Origin of the sequence: Paraburkholderia sp. SIMBA_054 (genome assembly GCF_046534875.1) — a bacterium.
GTDB classification, from domain to species: Bacteria; Pseudomonadota; Gammaproteobacteria; order Burkholderiales; family Burkholderiaceae; genus Paraburkholderia; species Paraburkholderia hospita.
The window spans coordinates 100,959-118,494 of record NZ_JAWRXV010000007.1; the positions used below are offsets into that span (position 1 = coordinate 100,959).

Genomic DNA, 17,536 nt, shown 5'->3' on the forward strand with positions numbered 1-17,536 from the left:
GCTCCCCGCTTTTCGAGCTCGTCGCGTAGCGACGACGTCACCTCTTGATCGTTATTCTGCACTGTTCACTGCTCTCCGGCTTGAACTGGTTCAAGGCCGGTGCTGCGGAATTCTGCACAATCGATCACCGAGTGCAGGGACGGAAAATCACCCAACGCTTTCTTCATGAGACGTATGAGGATTCGATGGCGATACGGATATCCGCCGGATACTCGCCTTCCCCTGCCGCGCGGTCAGGCTGCGTCCAGCTGAGCCGTATCACCCTCCAGATAGGCTGCGCGCACCGCAGGGTTGGCAAGTAACTCGCTTCCCGAACCTTCCAGCGCGATCTCCCCATGCTGGAGAACATATCCGCGATGGGCTACGCGCAATGCGTGGTGAGCATTCTGTTCAACCAGCAGGATCGTCATGCCCATCTGCTCGTTCAACTCCTTCACCACGGAAAAGATCTTGCGGATGAAGAGCGGGGCGAGTCCGAGCGACGGCTCATCAAGCAGCAGCAATCTCGGGTGCGACATGAGCGCCCGTCCGATGGCCAGCATCTGCTGCTCTCCACCCGACAGGGTCCCCGCACGCTGCGAGGCTCGGCTCTTCAGGATCGGAAACATCTCGTACATCCGATCGAGATCCTGCGCAGTCGTGCGCCGATCCGCAGTACAACCCATCAGCAGGTTCTCGAGGACAGTCATCCGCTGGAAGATGCGACGCCCCTCAGGCACCACGGCAATGTCCAGCCTCCCAATCGCATGTGATGGAAGCTTCGTTATATCCTGCCCCTCGAACAGGATCCGGCCACCGCTCGCGCGCGGGACACCGAAGATCGAATTCATCAGCGTCGATTTTCCGGCACCGTTCGCACCGATCAGGGTGACGACTTCGCCTTCGTTGACCCGGAGGTTAACGCCGCGCAACGCCTGAACGCTTCGATAGTGCGCACTCAGATTCTGAATTTCAAGCATGAGCGGACCTCTCATGGGGCATCAGTTCGTCCGACGATGAATCATCGTCTTCGCCAAGATAGGCACTGATGACGTCCGGATTGGATTTGATCCCGGCCGGGCAACCTTCGGCGATCTTCTTGCCGTGATTCAGAACCACGATGTGATCGGAGACTTTCATGACAACGCTCATGTCATGCTCGATCAAAAGGATGCCGATGCCCTGCTCTTTTGCGAGCGACCTGAGAAGCGCCGTCAACTCCGCGGATTCGCGCGGATTCAGCCCTGCAGCCGGCTCGTCAAGGCAAAGCAGGATAGGACCAGCACACATGGCACGCGCAATCTCCACCCGGCGTTGTACGCCGTAGGGCATATCGCCGGCGGCCTTTTCGGCCACATCCCGTACACCAAGCCGCCCCAGCCACGTCAAGGCGTTGTCAATCGCCTGTTCACTCGCACGCCGGTACGATGCCAGCTTGAGTGCGCCCGCGATCGAGAAGCGTGAGGCCTCCTGCAGAGTATTGTGCTGAGCGACCATCAGGTTTTCGAGCACCGTCATACGAGGAAACAGACGAATGTTCTGGAAGGTGCGGACAACCTGTGCAGTGCGCGCCACATTGACGCTGCGCATCGCATCCAGACGCAGTTCGCCACGTCGCGGATGAGACAAGGTGAGCGCGCCTCGTGTCGGCCGATAAAAGCCAGTCAGACAGTTAAAAAAGGTTGTCTTTCCTGCGCCATTCGGACCGATCACCGACGTGACCTGAGCCGCATACGCGTGCATCGAGAGGTTCTCGATTGCGCGCAAACCGCCGAATTGCATGGTCAGGTTTTCAACACGAAGCAAAGGACGATCGATTGTCATTGCTTTGCCTCCGACGGCACGTTGACGGTGGCACGACGGTGGCTAATCAACCCACCCGGCCGCACGATCATGATCAGCACCATCGCCACGCCGAACGCGAGCATGCGGTATTCTGAAAAGTCACGTCCGAGTTCGGGCAATACCACCAGGACGCTTGCGGCAAACACGACGCCGAGTTGACTGCCCATACCTCCGAGCACCACGATGGCCAGAATGGTGGCCGATTCTGGAAACGTGAAGCTCTCCGGCGAAATAAACCCCTGACGCGCAGCGAAAAACACGCCAGCGAATCCGGCAAGCATTGCGCCCGTCGCGAACGCTGAGAGCTTGACGTTGGTCACGTTGATGCCCATCGCCTTGCAGGCGATCTCGTCCTCGCGCACGGCCTCCCACGCGCGACCGACCGGCAGCCGTCGAAGTCGGTTGACGAGCAGGCTGGTCAGAAGCGCCAGTCCGAGGATGAGGTAGTAAAGAAATACAACTCGCTGTCCCGGGGTGTAGTCGATGCCGAACACGCTGGCAAAGGTTGGCCCCTCGCCGGAGGCAGCCATTGGCAAACCGAAAAACGTCGGCTTCGGAATCGACGAGATGCCGTTTGGCCCGCCTGTAAGGTCGCCCCAATTCACCAGCACCAGGCGGATGATCTCCCCGAAACCAAGCGTGACGATTGCCAGATAGTCGCCGCGCAGCCGCAAAGTCGGATAGCCGAGTACCATCCCGAACAACGCTGCAAGGGCACCAGCAACCGGGAGCGCCTGCCAGAAGCCAAATCCGAAGTGCGTCGACAGAAGCCCATAGGTATACGCACCAACAGCATAGAAAGCGACGTATCCCAGGTCTAGCAGCCCCGCAAGACCGACGACCACGTTCAACCCCCAGCCCAGCATCACGTAGATGAGTACCGTCGTAGCTGTATCGACCACATATCTGTTACCGGCAAACAATGCGGGCAGCAGAACGGCGAACGCGACACATCCTGCGCCCAGCCAGGCGAGCGCACCGTTACCCACGACACCTGGAGCGGGCCGTGTCGATGCCCGCCGCTTCGGGGCAATCTTGAACCGGTGCATCACAGTCTGGAGAGCGAACCGCCCGGCAAACGCGATCGCAATGAACGCGGCCAGCAGCGGCCAGCGAGTCTCGACCTGCAATCCGTGCATTCCATCCCGTGTCGTCAGGCCAAGCAACGGAAGACCAATCAGACCGGCAACAACCGATGCCCACAGGGCATCGCGTATCCTCAGTGACAGGTCAGATTCTTTCATCATGGTTGCGCTCATTACACTTTCTCCACTTCCGGGCGTCCAAGCAAACCTGAGGGACGAAACATCAGGACTACGATCAGGATGACGAACGTCGCGACGTCTTTGTACTCGGGCGAAAGATAAGCCGCCCAGAATGCTTCGATGAGTCCAATGATGACGCCGCCAAGCATGGCTCCCGGTAGCGAACCGATGCCTCCCAGGACTGCCGCGGTGAACGCCTTGATGCCCGCCTGGAAGCCGATCGAGAAGTCCACTACACCGTAGTAGAGCGTCACCATCACGCCAGCGACCGCTGCCAGGCCCGCACCGATCATGAAAGTCAATGCAATGATTCTGTCGACGTTGTAGCCGAGGAACTGCATCATGCGCTGGTCCTGTTCGCACGCACGCTGCTGCCGGCCGAACGAGGTTCGGTTGATAAAAAGCGTGAACCCGCACATCAGTAAAACCGTTACGGCGACGATCAGGATCTGCGTGTAAGAGACGTACGCACCGTGATGACCTTCCGCTGCAATCAGATTCACGCCACCCGTCACCAGCGGCTGGATCGACTTCACCCGTGCGCCCTGTGTGATCTGCACTGCGTTCTGAAGGAAGATGGATATCCCGATGGATGAAATCAGCGGTGCCAGGCGGCTCGAACTGCGCAGCGGACGATAGCCGACGCGCTCCACCGTCCAGCCAAATGCCGATGTGAGTGCGATGCAAACGACAAGCGTGATCGCGATACTCGCGACCACCGACGATATGCCGGAACTCGCCACCAATGTGAAGCAGGTCACGGCAATGAAAGCGCTGACCATATAGATGTCGCCGTGCGCAAAGTTGATCATGCCGATGATGCCGTAGACCATCGTATAGCCGATCGCAATCAGGCCATAAATGGCACCCAGGGTGATACCGTTAATCAATTGCTGCAACGCCTGGCTCATGTCTACTCCGGTGAGGCTTGTTCGGAGGCGGTGCAACGTACACGCACCGCCGTATTTCATGGCAGTCCAGGCGCTTACTTGTTCACGTACTCATAGTTATTGCCTTTCCATCGATAGACGACGTAACCGGGGCTTTTGAGGTCCCCCTTCGCGTCGAAGTCGACCGGGCCCACCACCGTGTTGAAGCTCGCGTTGTGCAGCTGCTTGACAACAGCCGCGTAGTCCGTCGAGTTCGCACGTTTTGCAGCGTCGGCAAAAACCTGCATGGCAGCGTACGAATACAGCATGTAGCCTTCAGGTTCGATCTTTTGCGCCCGCAATGCTTCTACGACTTTCGCTGCAGCGGCGTTCTTTCGCGGGTCTGGCGGGAAGGTAAAGATGACCTTGTTGATTTCGGGTCCCGCAGCATTGACCAGCTCGTTGTTGGTCAAGGTATCGCCGCCGATCAGCGCCAGCTTCAGGCCCGCCTGGGCGGCCTGCCGCAGAATCAGCGCAACCTCCTGGTAGTAGCCACCGTAGGCAAGAACCTCGACGCCGTTTGCCTTGAGCTTGCTGACGAGGCCCGAGTAGTCCTTCTCTCCCGCGGTGATCGACTGGCGTAGTACGACGGGGGTCTGTTTTGCCGAAAGTTCCTTGGCGATTTCGTCAGCGAGCCCGCCGCCATAGGCGGTCTTGTCGTCGACGACGGCAATCTTCTTCCCCTTGAAATTCTCAGCAATGTAGTCGCCCGCTACCTGCCCTTGCTGATCGTCCCTGCCGGTAATACGGAAGATGCCCTGGATGCCGCGCTCGGTAATTTTCGGGTTAGTCGAAACGGTCACCTGAGGAATCTGAGCATCGTTGTAGACATCCGATGCGGGCAACGTCGAGCTGGAGCACCAGTGTCCGTCGACGAATGCAACTTTCTTATTCACGAAGCTATTGGCGACCGAGACAGCCTGCTTCGGATCACATACATCGTCGCCCACGACCAGATCCACTTTCTGGCCAAGCAAGCCGCCGGCCGCGTTGATGTCCTTCACAGCCTGCTCGGCGCCTTTTCGGAACTGCTCGCCGCCCGACGCATATTCGCCCGTCATCGGACCCGCAACCCCGACAACGAGGTTTGCACACGCGGCAACTGACCAGGTCAGTGCGAGGCCACCCAACCCGATCCCCGCAACTACGTTCATTGAATGCTTCAGGCCGTTCATTCCCATCTCCAAGTGCTCGCTTTCGACGCGGAAACGATCGGTGCTTACTTCGATCGCCTCCTGTGGGGCCTCGTTAATCACGAGGTTGCCTGGAGGTTGCCGAAGCCAAAATTCATCCGGAATTTGATTGTGCGAAAGTTGGGATTAGGCCGTGGTTAATGATGCGAAATCCGTTTGCCCCATCGCGGAAAACTGCACATTTGGGCACTAACGCTGCCCGTCGGGGGCATCTCTCAAGCTGTTAGTGAAAACCCCAAGACGCTGTGCCGGCGGAGGCATTGGGAGCGTGCGGGATGCGATGCAAATGAAACTTCCTTTCGCCGAGGACTCAGATGCACGTGACCGCGAGTCGTTTTGGTGGTCGCTGCGGGAAATAAGAGGTGCTGTCCTGCATGCGGCCGGCAGTGTGGTTGAAGGAGGCCACTTACACTTAAGTCACCGCCCTTGAGCGGGACAACCACGACGATCATCCATCGAACTGGCGCGCTACACGCGACAGGCCGTCCGGTTTATGACGGTTGGGGGCAGAGGCTGGTCGGGTAACCGAAGGGCTATGTGTCGACGGCGCCCGTATCCGATGAGATCGACGACGCTGCAGCAAAAGGCAATGGCGTCGGCTAACTAGAGCGAACCGGCCGCTCGAATGACCGTGTGGCGGTTATGGCGAACGACGCCTTCTGGGGCCGAACCCGGCCACCGGAGATGGCGTGACGTTCGCCTGCTCGTCGTCGTGTGGCGCAGAGAAACAGGCGTAAATCGCTTTGTGAATCGCTTACGCTGCTTCCGGCTGCTCCGCCAGATGCAAGCCGTCGCGGCTCGTCTTGTGCGCGTCGATCAACCGGTAAACCGTTTCACCCGGCACCGTCTCCGATTCGAGCAACTGGTCGGCAATGGCTCGCAGCACGGGCTCGTTGTCGCGCAGCAGCGCATAGCATGCGTCGCTCAGATCCTTGAGCAGGATGTTCGCGTGCTCGATGGCGCCCTTCATCTGCAAACCCGCGTATTGCGCAGGCAGCGCAGCCAGGCTGAACAGATTGCCGTCCGCGTTGAAGCCGAACTTCGACACCATGTCCAGACTGATGCGCGAGGCTTCCTGCAAGTCCGACGCGGCACCGCTCGACGCTTCAGAGAACATCAGCAACTCGGCATTGCGCCCGCCCAGCAGCACCTGAATCTCGTTGCGCATTTCGGTTTCGCGGTACAGGTGCTTGTCCTGCGTCTTCGTGATCAGCGCGACGCCCAATGCGCCGCCGCGCGGCAGAATCGTCACTTCTTCGAGGATGCCCGTGTCAAGCAGGGCCGCAACGAGTCCGTGTCCGGCTTCATGAACGGCAATACGGGTGCGCTCTTCTTCCGTGAGCGCACGTTCCGCGCCGTTCACATCGCCGATACGTGCAATCTTGATCGCTTCGACGAAATGCTTCGCGGCCACTGTGTTGTCGCCCGCCTTGCGTGCGACAAGTCCAGCCTGATTGACCACCATCGCGAGCGTCGCGGGCGACAGGCCCGTGGTCAAACGCGCGAGCTGATTGAAATCGATATCGTCCGCCTTCGAGGTCAGCCGCTCCGCATAGAAGCGGATGATATCCGCGCGATCTTCGAGATCGGGCAGACGCACCTGCACCGTGCGGTCGAAACGGCCAGGACGGCGCAACGCTTCGTCGAGATTGTCCGGGTGATTCGTCGCCGCGACGATAATCACGCCCTCGTTCGATTCGAAGCCGTCCATCTCCGCGAGCAACTGGTTGATGACGCGATTGCTCTCGGCTTCGACGGGCCCGCCGCCCGTATCGGTGCGCTTCGCGAGGCCATCGGCTTCGTCGATGAAGATGACGGTCGGCGCGTTCTTGCGCGCGAGTTCGAACAGATGCTTGACCTTCTGAATGCCGACGCCGTAGTACTTCGCGCTGAAATAGCTGCCCGTGATCGAAATGAAATTCGCGCCGCACTCGCCCGCGAGCGCCTGTGCGAGACGCGTCTTGCCGACGCCCGGTCCACCCGTCATCAGGATGCCGCACGGCGCGCGCACACCCATTCCCGTGAACTGTTTCGGATTGGTCAGATAGGCCTGGATGTCGGACAGCGCGGCCTTCGCCTCGCCTGCGCCGATCACGTCTTCGAATGAAAGCGCCGGCGTTCTTTCCAGCAGACGCGCGCCGCTCGTCATTTCGCGGCGCATGAACCACACGAGTCCGCCGATCAACAGCAGCGGCAGCAGTACGCTGATCGCGTCACGAGCTTTGTCGAAAGCATCCATCCAGCGCGCGGAGCCCGTGTGAATATCGGCGTCCGGCAGATACACCATTTGATACGGCGTATGCGCGTCCGCTTTCATTTCGCCCAGCAGCAGCGCATTCGAGAAGGCGCCGTTGTGATCGGTGACGTAGTACTTCGCTCCATCTGCCGTCGACACGAGAATCGCATTCGGACTCACGCCGACTGCCGTGACGTTGTGCTCGCGAATGTCGCGCAGCATCTCCGACGCATCGCGCTCCTGATGTGTCCACGCCGTCGTGTCCTTGCGCATTTCGCTCGCGACGCCCGTCAGTACCGGCGAGCCTTGCACGTTACGCTGATCGTGACGCAGATGCAGGAACGTCACGAGCGCCGCGAAGGCCGTCGCGGTCACGCCAAGCATTACATAGCGGCCGTAGCGCGACCAGAACGTGTTCTTTGCCGGTTTCATCAGTTGATTCCTAAAACGGGCCACATCGTGGCCGACGCGCATTTGCGCGGACAAAATAAAACGGAGCACGCGCGCGCGATGCGCGTAACGGGACTGGATTGGAATGTGGCCGCAGCCGCGAACGAGGAAGGGACCAGTTCTTTCGTGCAATGACGTCGGTAAAAAAGACACGCTTATGCGTCCCTCTTTCGACCGCTGTGTGTCTATCGCATTATGCCCAGGCTTATGCCATTTCCAAAACGGTAGAAAAGGGCGTATTTAAGGGCTGATTCGCGCAATCGAACCGATTGGCCTTATAGAAGGCGCATTGCGGGAAGAAGTACCAATTGATGTTTGGATGGCAAAACACTTTTATCTTCGCAAGGCAGCGAAGACACATCACGCGGACGTTGCATCCGCGACAGGGTCGGTCATACGAAGATCGGGCACAGGCAAACCGGAAGCGGCCCGCCTGTGCCCGAGACAGCGTCAGCGTCTCACGACACCCATGAGCAACGTGACGATAAAGATGACGAGGAACAGGACGAACAGGATCTTCGCGATGCCGGCCGCTCCCGCTGCAATCCCGCCGAAGCCGAATACAGCAGCGATCAGCGCAATGACGAAGAAAACCAAGGCGTAATAAAGCATGTTCCGACCTCCGTTGCTTGAGTTGTGGTCCCGGGCTGCTTGCGCGGCGACGTCCAACCACTTGAGCAAGCCGTGTACCTGACAGTGAGCAACGGAGTCTCGAACGTACGAGCCGGAAACCTACGCAATGGCGGCAACCGCCGCGCGCAAACCGAGCAGATAGCTGTCCACGCCGAACCCGCAAATCTGGCCCTTCACGATCTCCGCGAAAACCGATTGATGGCGAAACGGCTCGCGCGCATGAATGTTCGACATATGAATCTCGACGACAGGGACGGTCAGTATCGCCAGCGCATCGCGGATCCCGTAGCTGTAGTGCGTCCACGCGCCCGCGTTGATCAGAACGGCGTCCGCGCCGTCAGTGAAAGCCTGGTGAATGCGCTCGCACATGTCGCCTTCATGGTTGGTCTGATAGCTTTCGACCTCGACATTCAACTCGCGCCCCAGCGCCTGCAAGGCACCGTCGATTTCCGCGAGCGTCACCGTGCCGTATTGCGCCGGATCGCGCTTGCCGAACATGTTGTGATTGATCCCATGCAGCATCAGTACTTTTTTCATGTGTCCTCCGTTGGTTCGAGATCAGAGCATCAGACCGTCGCGCGGACTCGCGTATCGATGATCGCGCCGGTTCGAGCCGATTCCGCGATGGCTTCCGTAATGCGCAGGTTTTGCAGGCCATCGCGCACGGTGACGAGCGGCTGCGCGCTGCCTTCAATCACGTCGCAGAAGTGATCCAGTTGCCGCTCGAGCGGGTCCGTTCGCTCGATGCTCGCAGTGGACACCTGGAACGGCTTCCACCACGTGCGCTCTTCTTTAGTAGCGTAGGTCTTCAGGCGCATCGTGGGCACCGACAATGAACCCATGTCGCCCGCGATCACGTAGCAGTCTTCGTCGTCGTAGGACGCATAGCTCTTGTTTTCCTGCGAGGTCTGTTCCCAGCTACGCGGCGAAGCCGCCGTGTCCGACAACAGAAACGTGCCGAGCGCGCCATTCTCGAAGCGCAGATTGATCGCCACCGTATCTTCGACGGCAAACCCGCGCGCCGCGTTCGACGCGAACGCCTGCACCGCGACGATCTCGCCGCACAACGAACGCAGATTGCCGATCTCGTGAATCATGTTGATGAGAATCGGGCCGCCGCCCGCCTCGCGCCGCCACGGCGCGGCGTCGAAGTATTCGTCGGGTTTGAAGAACACGGCGCTGCCCATCACGCCGACAACCTTCCCGATCCGCCCTTCCCCGATGATCTCGCGTGCCTTCGCGAGAATCGGGCTGTGCGCGCGATGATGGCCGACCAGAAGCGGCACGCCGGCCTCATCAGCCGCGGCGCGCAGGCGTTCGCCTTCATCAAGGGTATGCGCGACGGGCTTCTCGATCAGCGCGGGAATGCGCGCGCCGATGCATTCGAGCGCCTGCTCGACATGCAACTGGTTCGGCGTGGCAAGCACCACGCCATCGGGACGGCTGGCGGCGAACAGTTCGCCGAGCGTGCGAAAGAGCGGCACGTCGACCTGTTTCGCCACTTCCTGCGCGGCGGGACCCGGATCGACGATTGCAGCCAGGCGGCAACGCGGACTCTGCTGGATCAGTTCGATGTGACGTCGGCCGATAAGCCCGGCGCCGGCGACGGCAAGCTGCATTTGTCTCATGATTTCGTCGTGTTTAGCGCCCAGGGATTGGACGTCTTCGTGAATTGAGACTAGATTACTCGTGCCGATCACCAACACAATGCAGCCGAATGGAAAATCATCATGCGCTATTAGCCAATAATGACGGCTTCCTGCGCGATCTTCAGTTGTTCTGCACCGTTGCCCGCCGGGCGAGCTTCATCACCGCGTCGACCGAAATGGGCATCTCGCCTTCGCACGTGAGCAAGCGCATCGCGTTGCTCGAAAAGAGTCTAGGCGTGAAGCTCTTCTTACGCACGACCCGTCGCGTCAGCGTAACGAGCGACGGCGAAGCGGCGTTCCAGTGGGCGCAAAAAATCCTCGACGACGTGCAAGGCATGTCCGACGCGTTCGCCGGGCTGAAGAGCGATCCGCGCGGCGTGATCCGCATCAGCACGAGCCTGCGCCTCGGCCGCGACCACGTATCGCCGATTCTCATGCTGTTGAGAAAGCGCTATGCCGCGCTCGAAATCTGGCTCGAACTGCTCGACCGGCGCGTCGATCTCGTCGGCGAAAACTTCGATATCGACGTGCGTGTCGGCAACATCCAGGAGCCGCATCTGATCGCGCACAAGATCGTCGACAGCGCGCGCATCCTGTGCGCGTCGCCTGCCTATCTGAAGCGCGCGGGGACGCCGCGCACGCTCGCCGATCTCGCGCAGCACGATTGCCTGCTGTTTCGCGATCGCGACCAGCGCTTCGGCGTGTGGCGCCTGACGGGGCCGGACGGCGAGAAGTCGGTCAAGGTCACAGGCCCGATCGCGTCGAATCACAGCGACATCGTGCAACGCTGGGCGCTCGAAGGCTATGGCGTGATCATGGCGTCGATCTGGGACGTCGCATCGAGCCTGGAATCGGGCGCGCTCGTGCGCGTGCTGCCGCAACACCAGCAACCCGCCGATGTCTGGGCCGTGACGTCGGCGCGCGCGTCATCGTCCGCGAAGATTCGCGTGTGCGTGGAGTTTCTGAAGGAACAGTTGACGCGTGGACCTTACGCGTTGAAAACGCGCAGCGTGGCCGGGTTTTGACAGAAACGTGCGGTGCAGTTTTCAGCGGCCTCAACCCGCCGAACGCGGCGCAGGCCCTAGCCTCTCGGCAACAGCCGCACACGCGGCGCGCAGCGGCTCGACATAGGTTTCCAAAGGCGTGTCGTTGCGCCTGAATAGCGGAATGCTCACGCTGATGCACGCAATGGGCAAACCGTCCGCAGCACGAATCGCGCATCCATAGCAGAAGATCTGCGGTTCGTTTTCCTCGCGGTCTTCCGCATAACCGCGCTCGCGCGTCTCATCCAGTTCGGCGCGCAAGGCATCCGGTTCGACGATCGTATTGGCCGTGAAGCGCGTGAGCGTCAGACCTTCGAGCAGCGCATCGCGCGCCGCATTGTCCAGCGCGGCGAGATACGCCTTGCCGACCGAACTCGAATACAAGGTCACGCGCGTGCCGATACGCGACGCCATGCGCACCGCGTGCGGGCTTTCCAGTTTCTCGATGTAGACCATCTCGCTGCCGCTGCGCACGGCGAGGTGCACGGTTTCCTGCGTCGCGTCGCGCAGCGCCTGCAACGCATCCGCCGCCGCGACGCGCACATCCGAGCGTTCCCAGCTGCGGCTGGCGAGCGTCATCAGGCGCGGCCCCAGCTCGAACGTACCGCCGCGCAGACTCTCGACGACCAGCCCTTCGGCCATCAACGCGCCGACGATCCGATACACCGTCGGACGCGGAAAGCCGCTCGCCGCCGCCAGTTGCGGCACGCTGGGCGCATCCTTCGCATCGGCGATCAACTGCAGCACCGACATGAACTTCGAAAAGGCGGCGGTGCCTGTGGCGCGTGCGGCTTCGAGCGCATCGGCGGCGGGTGTCGGCATGGTCGTTTGATGAACGTGAAAGGCGACGCGATTATAGCGAGGCGCGGCGCCGTGCCATCACGCGACCAGATATCCGCCGTCGACGGGCAGCACGGTGCCCGTGATGAACGACGCGCCCGGCGAGCACAGAAACGCGACGGCCGGGCCGATGTCGTCGGGCGAACCCCAGCGTCCGAGCGGCGTGCGATCGAGTATCGCCTTCGAACGTTCGTCGTTCTGCTGCAGCGACTGCGTCAAAGGCGTGGCGATCCAGCCCGGCGCTACCGCATTCACGCGGATGCGGTCGGGCGCGTACGCGATGGCGAGCGACTTCGTAAGTTGCGCGACGCCGCCCTTGCTCGCGCTGTAGGCCGGTACCAGTCCGCCGCCGAAGAAGCTCAGCATCGAAGCCGTGTTGACGATCGCGCCGCCCTGCGCGCGCAACAGCGGCCGCGCCGCCGCGCACGCTCGCATCGTGCCCGTGAGGTTCACGTCGATCACCTGCGCGAATACTTCGGGGTCGAGTTCGTCGCCACGGCGGATCACGCCGGCGCAATTCACCAGCATGTCGAGCGAGGTCAACGACGCAAACAGCGCATCGACACTCTCTTTCGATGCGACGTCGAGCGGCACCGCTTCGATGCCATCAGCAGCGAGCGCGCTGCGTTGCTCGTCGGTCGGCGCGAGTCCCGCCGCGATCACGCGCGCGCCGAGCGCCGCGAGTTGCCGCGCGATGCCCGCGCCGATGCCTTGCGTGCCGCCCGTGACGACGGCCGTTTTGCCTGCAAACAGATCGTGTTGAAACGTCATATCGATTGATGAAGTTCAGGAGTGAGTCATGCGGGTTTCAGCTGTCGCGCCCTCGTCCGCGCGCTCGGCGACCGGCACGCGCACGACGAACATGTAGACGAGCGCCGCCGCGAACGCGACGCCCGCGCTGATCAGAAACGCGTTGACGAACGAATGCGTCTTGTCGACGACCACGCCCGTGATGAACGGCGCGAACGATCCGCCGAAATAGCCGCCGAAGTTCTGGATGCTGCCCAGCGACGCCACCAGGTGCCGCGGCGCGGCCACGCTGACGAGCGCCCATGCCGCGCCGCTTGCCAGGTTGACGAAGTACATCGCCAGAGAGAGGTACACGATTGCGAGCGTCAGCGTCGGCGTGAACGCGGCGGGCACCGTGAACACGGCCGCGCCGATCAGGCCGCAGCAGATCGGCCACTTGCGGCTGCGGATCGGCGCCATGCCGCGCGCCATCAGACCATCGGCGACGAAACCGCTCGACAGCATGCCGAGCGTGCCGAAGATGTACGGAATCGACACGACCCAGCCAGTCTTCGCGATGGTCAGATGCCGTTCGTGTTCCAGATACGCGGGCAGCCACGTCAGATACAGCCACACCATATAGATCACGCCCATGAAGCCGAAGATCATGCCCCACGTCGTCGCGTTGCCGAACAGGCCGCGCCATTCGGCGAACGTCATCTTGCGTTCCGCGCGCGCGAGCGGCTCTTCTTCCGTCAGATGCTTCACCTCGTTCGGTTCGAGGGTGATGTCGGCGCGATTGCGATAGATCAGGTACCAGCCAATCGACACCGCAATCCCGAGCACGCCCATCACGACGAACATCCAGCGCCAGCCGAACGACAGCAGCAGCACGGTGAGAATGGGCGGCGCGAGCGCCGGTCCGATCGTCGAGGACGTGGTGAAAATGCCCGTCGGGCGACCACGTTCGCGCAGCGCATACCATTCGCTGACGACTTTCGCGCCCGCCGGAAATTGCGGCGCTTCGCCGATGCCGAGCGCGATGCGCGCCGCGAGAAACTGCGGCAACGTATGCACGAGGCCGCCGCACAGCTGCGCGCACGACCACACGAACATGCCGAGGCCGAGCATCACACGCGCGCCGAAGCGGTCGAGCATCGCGCCGACGGGAAGCTGCGAAAACGCGTACGCAAACGAAAAGGCCGACAGCAGCAGCCCCATTTGCGACGCCGACAGACCTAGCTCGCCGCTCACCGAATGATTGGCGATCGACAGCGTGCTGCGGTCCAGATAATTGACGATGCCCGCCAGCGTCAGGAACGTTAGCGCGATCCATTGAATGCGCCTGAGGCGCGGTGATTTTGCTTGCATGTGTATGTCTCCTCCGTTGCTCTTGTGAGTCTGTGTGGAAGTTACTGCGTGAATGGCATGGGGTTGCCGGTGAATCAGTAAGTGGCGCGTCCTCCGGAAAGATCGAATACCGCGCCCGTGCTGAACGTGCATGACGACGAGCAGAGCCACAACGTCAGTTCAGCGACTTCGCCCGGCTCGCCGAGACGCTTCATCGGGCTTTTGTCGATCATCGTCTGCACGTGCGCCGGTGACATCTGTTCGAGCAGCGACGTGCGCACGGCTGCGGGTGCAATGGCGTTGACGAGCACGTTGCCTTGCGCCAGTTCCTTGCCAAGCGACTTCGTCAGCACCAGCACGCCCGCTTTCGCAGCGCTGTATGCTGACGCATTCGGCGTGCCCTCCTTGCCCGCGAGCGACGCGATGTTGACGATGCGCGCATCGCGCGCGCGGCGCAGCGTGGGCACCAGTTGCCGGCACACGTTGAACGTCCCTTTGAGATTCACATCGACGATGCGCGACCATTCGGCAGGATCGTATTCGTCGAGTGGCATCGTCGGTCCCGCGTAGCCCGCGTTATTGACGAGCACGTTGACGCCGCCGAATCGTTCGAGCGTCGCCTGCGCGGCGCGCTCTACTGATGCGATTTCCACGATATCGACTGCAAAACACGCGATGCGCGGGCTATCAGCGAATGAAGCATCCGTATCGCGATCCCACACGGCCACGGATGCGCCGCAGTCCGCGAGCCGGCGCACAATCTCCGCGCCGATCCCGCGTGCACCGCCCGTCACGACGGCCACCGCGCCCGTGAAGTCGTACGACGCGCGGCGCAATTCGAAAGGAGCATTCACCGCTCACCTCACGAACTGGTCGACATAGTTCGCGCCGAGTCCGACGCGCTCGTAGTGCGCGCGGCACATGTCGAGCTTCGTAAATACGTCTTCGTAGCCGGTGTAGTTACCGTATGGATCGCAGTAGTACATGACGCCGTTGACCTGGAAGTACGTGATCATTTCTTCGACGTCTTCGGGTACATAGAGCGTATGCGTTTCGCCCGGCGGCTCGAAGACGTAGCTGCCTTCCGTCGCAATCCAGTCGTGCTCCAGATAGCGCCAGCGTCCTTTGAGCACCATGCCATGCACGGCCTGCGGATGACGATGGCGGCTCAGCACGCCCGACTTGCGCACGCGCAGCAGATTCATCCAGTAACCGCTCGACACGTTCAGACACAGCGGCCGGAACGAGACGTTCTCTCCCTGCGGCACCCACACGCGTTCATCCTGCGGAATCGCCGATTCGACGACGATCTCACGCAGCGCTTCGGGCGGATTGGGGAGCTGATAAGGCGTCATCGCATCGACGCCGTTTGTTGGGGCTGTCATTGTGTCTCCGAAGATTTAGTCCATATTATGGACTTGAAAATCGTATTGTGGACACAATGGTCGGACGGATCGAAAGCGGTGTCAAGCGTTGATTACGCGATAGCGCACGCGCGCAGAAAAGAGAAAACCGCTGGTCAACAAAGCGCTCAAGCCGCGCTTTCCGTCGCGCCGCCGACACGCGTTTCCAGAAAACGCAGCAGCGCTTTCACCTTGCTCGAATGACGGCGGTTGGGCAAATACGCGGCATACACGACGGCCTCGTCGTTCTGCGGTGTCACATTGCAGTCCGCGAAGAGGCGCATCAGACGCCCGGCGTTGATCTCGTGATTGACGAGCCAGTCCGGCAACAGCGCCAGCCCTTGCCCGGCGAGCACTGCTTCGAGCAGCATCTCCAGGCTGTTCGAAATGAGCCGTCCGCGCACATCGATACGCTCATGCTCCGCGCCCCGGCTAAACGTCCACACCTGGCGCGCGCGATAACTGCCGCCATACGCGATGCGCAGACATTCGTGTTCGGCGAGCGCGGCGGGCGTCGGCGGCGTGCCCGCGCGTTGCAGATAGTCGTGGCTCGCAACGATGTAGCGCGGATTGTCCGCCAGCTTCTTCACGACGAGATTCGGATCGCGCGTCAGCATGCCGATTCGCACGGCGACATCGATGCGATCGAGCGCCAAGTCTGCGTAGTGATCGGCAACCACGACATCGAGCGCGACGCGCGGATATTCGGCGAGAAACGCGGCGAGATGCGGCGCGAGCTGCACACGGTTGTATGCGGACGGCACGGTGATACGCAGCGCGCCGACGGGCGCAGCGCCGCTGTCGAGAATGCTCTCGTCGGCCTCGGCGAGATCGTCGAGTACCTTCGATATCTGCTCGACGTAAGCGGTGCCCGCATCCGTCAGGCTGACCTTGCGCGGCGTGCGCGTGAGCAAGGCTGTGCCGAGCGATGCTTCGAGCGCATCCATGAGCCGCGTCACCGACGACGTCGCCACGCCGAGGCGCTGCGCGGCCTTGGCGAAACCGCCCGCATCGGCGACTTCGAGCAGTGTGTTCAACGCGAGCAATTTGTCCATGCGGGCGATTATGCCCACGAAGACGATTGCGCTCCACGCAACGGACGTTTGCACTCAGCGCCTATTCAAACAGTGCGTTACAACGGCTAATCTGTGTTGGTGGCAGCCGCGTTGTGTCTTTGGTGCTTCCAGTGTTGCCTTTGCGTGGCGCACGCTGTGGGGTTTGCTTGTGGGTTTGCTTGTGGTTTCGCTGGCATCCGCGGTTTGTTAGCGTGCTTCACGCGTCGCCCCTGTGCGGGGCGGCACCTACTTTTCTTTGCCGCCGCAAAGAAAAGTAGGCAAAAGAAAGCGGCTAACACCGCCAATTCTAGTTCTTGCCTGAGGGCCCCCAACCGGTCTTACGCTTCACACGGCGGCATCTTTGTTTGCGTGCGTTGCCAACGCTTCGAATGAATGCCTCACCCACTTCAAGCACCCGCGCACGAGCTAACGGCAGCGAATGGCATGTGCCGCCCAGGTGGCAAACTGTGTGTAGGTTGTCGCGTCGTATAGCTTGGCGCTCTTACATGGTGGAACGCGTACGCTATCGGTCCGAAGTGAGGCGTGCGGGTCACTACGACCTACACACAGTTTGCCACCTGGGCGGCGGTGGAATATCCGGCACGGCGTGCGGCGACGCGGGCGCGCGAAGCGGGTGAGGCGCACGGCGAGAGCGCTGGCAACGAACGTAGGTCACGTGGTTGCCGGGTGAAGCGTAAGAACCTTCGGGGGCCCTCAGGCAGGAAGAAGAGTTAGCGGTGTTAGCCGCTTTCTTTTGCCTACTTTTCTTTGCGGCGGCAAAGAAAAGTAGGTGCCGCCCCGCACAGGGGCGACGCGTGAAGCACGCTAACAAACCGCGGATGCCAGCGAATCCACAAGCAAACCACACAGCTTGCGCCACGCAAAGGCAACACTGGAAGCACCAAAAACACAACACGGATACCAGCGCAACGGCCAG

Annotated in this window: 16 protein-coding genes; 1 reads left to right on the forward strand and 15 read right to left on the reverse strand. The window is 61.2% G+C overall.

Annotated elements, in window-relative coordinates:
• Nucleotides 1-233 precede the first annotated feature (233 nt).
• From SB822_RS10695 to SB822_RS10735, 9 genes are all read right to left on the reverse strand, one after another.
• Nucleotides 234-959 carry an ABC transporter ATP-binding protein gene (locus SB822_RS10695; RefSeq protein ID WP_079493826.1) on the reverse strand — a complete coding sequence of 242 codons (726 nt, stop codon included), beginning with the start codon at nt 957-959 and terminating at the stop codon, nt 234-236.
• Entirely contained in the window at nt 952-1,803 is an 852-nt protein-coding gene (locus tag SB822_RS10700) for an ABC transporter ATP-binding protein (protein ID WP_410854626.1), read from the reverse strand. The genes SB822_RS10695 and SB822_RS10700 overlap by 8 nt, the downstream gene beginning before the upstream one ends.
• Nucleotides 1,800-3,083: a high-affinity branched-chain amino acid ABC transporter permease LivM gene (gene livM / locus SB822_RS10705; RefSeq protein WP_007578940.1), complete on the reverse strand. Its 1,284-nt coding sequence runs from the start codon at nt 3,081-3,083 to the stop codon at nt 1,800-1,802. Before livM ends, SB822_RS10700 begins: the two co-directional genes overlap by 4 nt.
• A complete protein-coding gene (locus SB822_RS10710) occupies nt 3,083-4,000 on the reverse strand; it encodes a branched-chain amino acid ABC transporter permease (protein ID WP_007578942.1) in 918 nt (305 codons plus the stop codon). Before SB822_RS10710 ends, livM begins: the two co-directional genes overlap by 1 nt.
• 74 nt (nt 4,001-4,074) lie before the next feature.
• Nucleotides 4,075-5,199: a branched-chain amino acid ABC transporter substrate-binding protein gene (locus SB822_RS10715; protein WP_322790658.1), complete on the reverse strand. Its 1,125-nt coding sequence runs from the start codon at nt 5,197-5,199 to the stop codon at nt 4,075-4,077.
• 766 nt (nt 5,200-5,965) lie between these two features.
• On the reverse strand, nt 5,966-7,879 hold the full coding sequence (locus SB822_RS10720; RefSeq protein WP_410854627.1) for an AAA family ATPase: 1,914 nt from the start codon (nt 7,877-7,879) through the stop codon (nt 5,966-5,968).
• 468 nt (nt 7,880-8,347) lie between these two features.
• Complete coding sequence (locus SB822_RS10725) at nt 8,348-8,509, reverse strand: DUF1328 domain-containing protein (protein WP_007578949.1); 162 nt, start codon at nt 8,507-8,509, stop codon at nt 8,348-8,350.
• Nucleotides 8,510-8,629: 120 nt separating this feature from the next.
• Nucleotides 8,630-9,067 carry a type II 3-dehydroquinate dehydratase gene (aroQ, locus tag SB822_RS10730; RefSeq protein ID WP_410854628.1) on the reverse strand — a complete coding sequence of 146 codons (438 nt, stop codon included), beginning with the start codon at nt 9,065-9,067 and terminating at the stop codon, nt 8,630-8,632.
• A 29-nt stretch (nt 9,068-9,096) separates the two neighbouring features.
• Entirely contained in the window at nt 9,097-10,158 is a 1,062-nt protein-coding gene (locus SB822_RS10735; RefSeq protein WP_410854629.1) for a Gfo/Idh/MocA family protein, read from the reverse strand.
• 89 nt (nt 10,159-10,247) lie between these two features.
• Between SB822_RS10735 and SB822_RS10740 the strand changes: the two genes are divergently transcribed.
• A complete protein-coding gene (locus tag SB822_RS10740; RefSeq protein ID WP_410854630.1) occupies nt 10,248-11,204 on the forward strand; it encodes a LysR family transcriptional regulator in 957 nt (318 codons plus the stop codon).
• Between the two features lie 30 nt (nt 11,205-11,234).
• Here the strand turns inward: SB822_RS10740 and SB822_RS10745 are convergent, their stop codons facing one another.
• From SB822_RS10745 to SB822_RS10770, 6 genes are all read right to left on the reverse strand, one after another.
• Nucleotides 11,235-12,044, reverse strand: a complete 810-nt coding sequence (locus SB822_RS10745; RefSeq protein ID WP_079493845.1) for an IclR family transcriptional regulator — start codon at nt 12,042-12,044, stop codon at nt 11,235-11,237.
• A 57-nt stretch (nt 12,045-12,101) separates the two neighbouring features.
• Complete coding sequence (locus SB822_RS10750; protein WP_079493849.1) at nt 12,102-12,833, reverse strand: SDR family NAD(P)-dependent oxidoreductase; 732 nt, start codon at nt 12,831-12,833, stop codon at nt 12,102-12,104.
• Between the two features lie 15 nt (nt 12,834-12,848).
• On the reverse strand, nt 12,849-14,162 hold the full coding sequence (locus tag SB822_RS10755; RefSeq protein WP_007578955.1) for an MFS transporter: 1,314 nt from the start codon (nt 14,160-14,162) through the stop codon (nt 12,849-12,851).
• 74 nt (nt 14,163-14,236) lie between these two features.
• The gene (locus SB822_RS10760) at nt 14,237-14,995 is read right to left on the reverse strand and encodes an SDR family NAD(P)-dependent oxidoreductase (protein WP_410854631.1); all 759 of its coding nucleotides are present in this window, start codon (nt 14,993-14,995) and stop codon (nt 14,237-14,239) included.
• A 3-nt stretch (nt 14,996-14,998) separates the two neighbouring features.
• The gene (locus tag SB822_RS10765) at nt 14,999-15,526 is read right to left on the reverse strand and encodes a 2,4'-dihydroxyacetophenone dioxygenase family protein (RefSeq protein ID WP_079502689.1); all 528 of its coding nucleotides are present in this window, start codon (nt 15,524-15,526) and stop codon (nt 14,999-15,001) included.
• A gap of 146 nt (nt 15,527-15,672) precedes the next feature.
• Nucleotides 15,673-16,599, reverse strand: coding sequence for a LysR family transcriptional regulator (locus SB822_RS10770; protein ID WP_410854632.1), 927 nt, complete (start codon nt 16,597-16,599; stop codon nt 15,673-15,675).
• Nucleotides 16,600-17,536 lie beyond the last annotated feature (937 nt).

What these genes read in the sequence shown, in the direction of transcription:
- SB822_RS10765 (WP_079502689.1), bottom strand. Translation starts at nt 15,526, where the DNA reads ATGACAGCCCCAACAAACGGCGTCGATGCGATGACGCCTTATCAGCTC.
- SB822_RS10695 (WP_079493826.1), bottom strand. Translation starts at nt 959, where the DNA reads ATGCTTGAAATTCAGAATCTGAGTGCGCACTATCGAAGCGTTCAGGCG.
- SB822_RS10750 (WP_079493849.1), bottom strand. Translation starts at nt 12,833, where the DNA reads ATGACGTTTCAACACGATCTGTTTGCAGGCAAAACGGCCGTCGTCACG.
- SB822_RS10715 (WP_322790658.1), bottom strand. Translation starts at nt 5,199, where the DNA reads ATGGGAATGAACGGCCTGAAGCATTCAATGAACGTAGTTGCGGGGATC.
- SB822_RS10710 (WP_007578942.1), bottom strand. Translation starts at nt 4,000, where the DNA reads ATGAGCCAGGCGTTGCAGCAATTGATTAACGGTATCACCCTGGGTGCC.
- SB822_RS10700 (WP_410854626.1), bottom strand. Translation starts at nt 1,803, where the DNA reads ATGACAATCGATCGTCCTTTGCTTCGTGTTGAAAACCTGACCATGCAA.
- SB822_RS10755 (WP_007578955.1), bottom strand. Translation starts at nt 14,162, where the DNA reads ATGCAAGCAAAATCACCGCGCCTCAGGCGCATTCAATGGATCGCGCTA.
- SB822_RS10770 (WP_410854632.1), bottom strand. Translation starts at nt 16,599, where the DNA reads ATGGACAAATTGCTCGCGTTGAACACACTGCTCGAAGTCGCCGATGCG.
- SB822_RS10725 (WP_007578949.1), bottom strand. Translation starts at nt 8,509, where the DNA reads ATGCTTTATTACGCCTTGGTTTTCTTCGTCATTGCGCTGATCGCTGCT.
- SB822_RS10745 (WP_079493845.1), bottom strand. Translation starts at nt 12,044, where the DNA reads ATGCCGACACCCGCCGCCGATGCGCTCGAAGCCGCACGCGCCACAGGC.
- aroQ (WP_410854628.1), bottom strand. Translation starts at nt 9,067, where the DNA reads ATGAAAAAAGTACTGATGCTGCATGGGATCAATCACAACATGTTCGGC.
- SB822_RS10740 (WP_410854630.1), top strand. Translation starts at nt 10,248, where the DNA reads ATGGAAAATCATCATGCGCTATTAGCCAATAATGACGGCTTCCTGCGC.
- SB822_RS10735 (WP_410854629.1), bottom strand. Translation starts at nt 10,158, where the DNA reads ATGAGACAAATGCAGCTTGCCGTCGCCGGCGCCGGGCTTATCGGCCGA.
- SB822_RS10720 (WP_410854627.1), bottom strand. Translation starts at nt 7,879, where the DNA reads ATGAAACCGGCAAAGAACACGTTCTGGTCGCGCTACGGCCGCTATGTA.
- livM (WP_007578940.1), bottom strand. Translation starts at nt 3,083, where the DNA reads ATGAGCGCAACCATGATGAAAGAATCTGACCTGTCACTGAGGATACGC.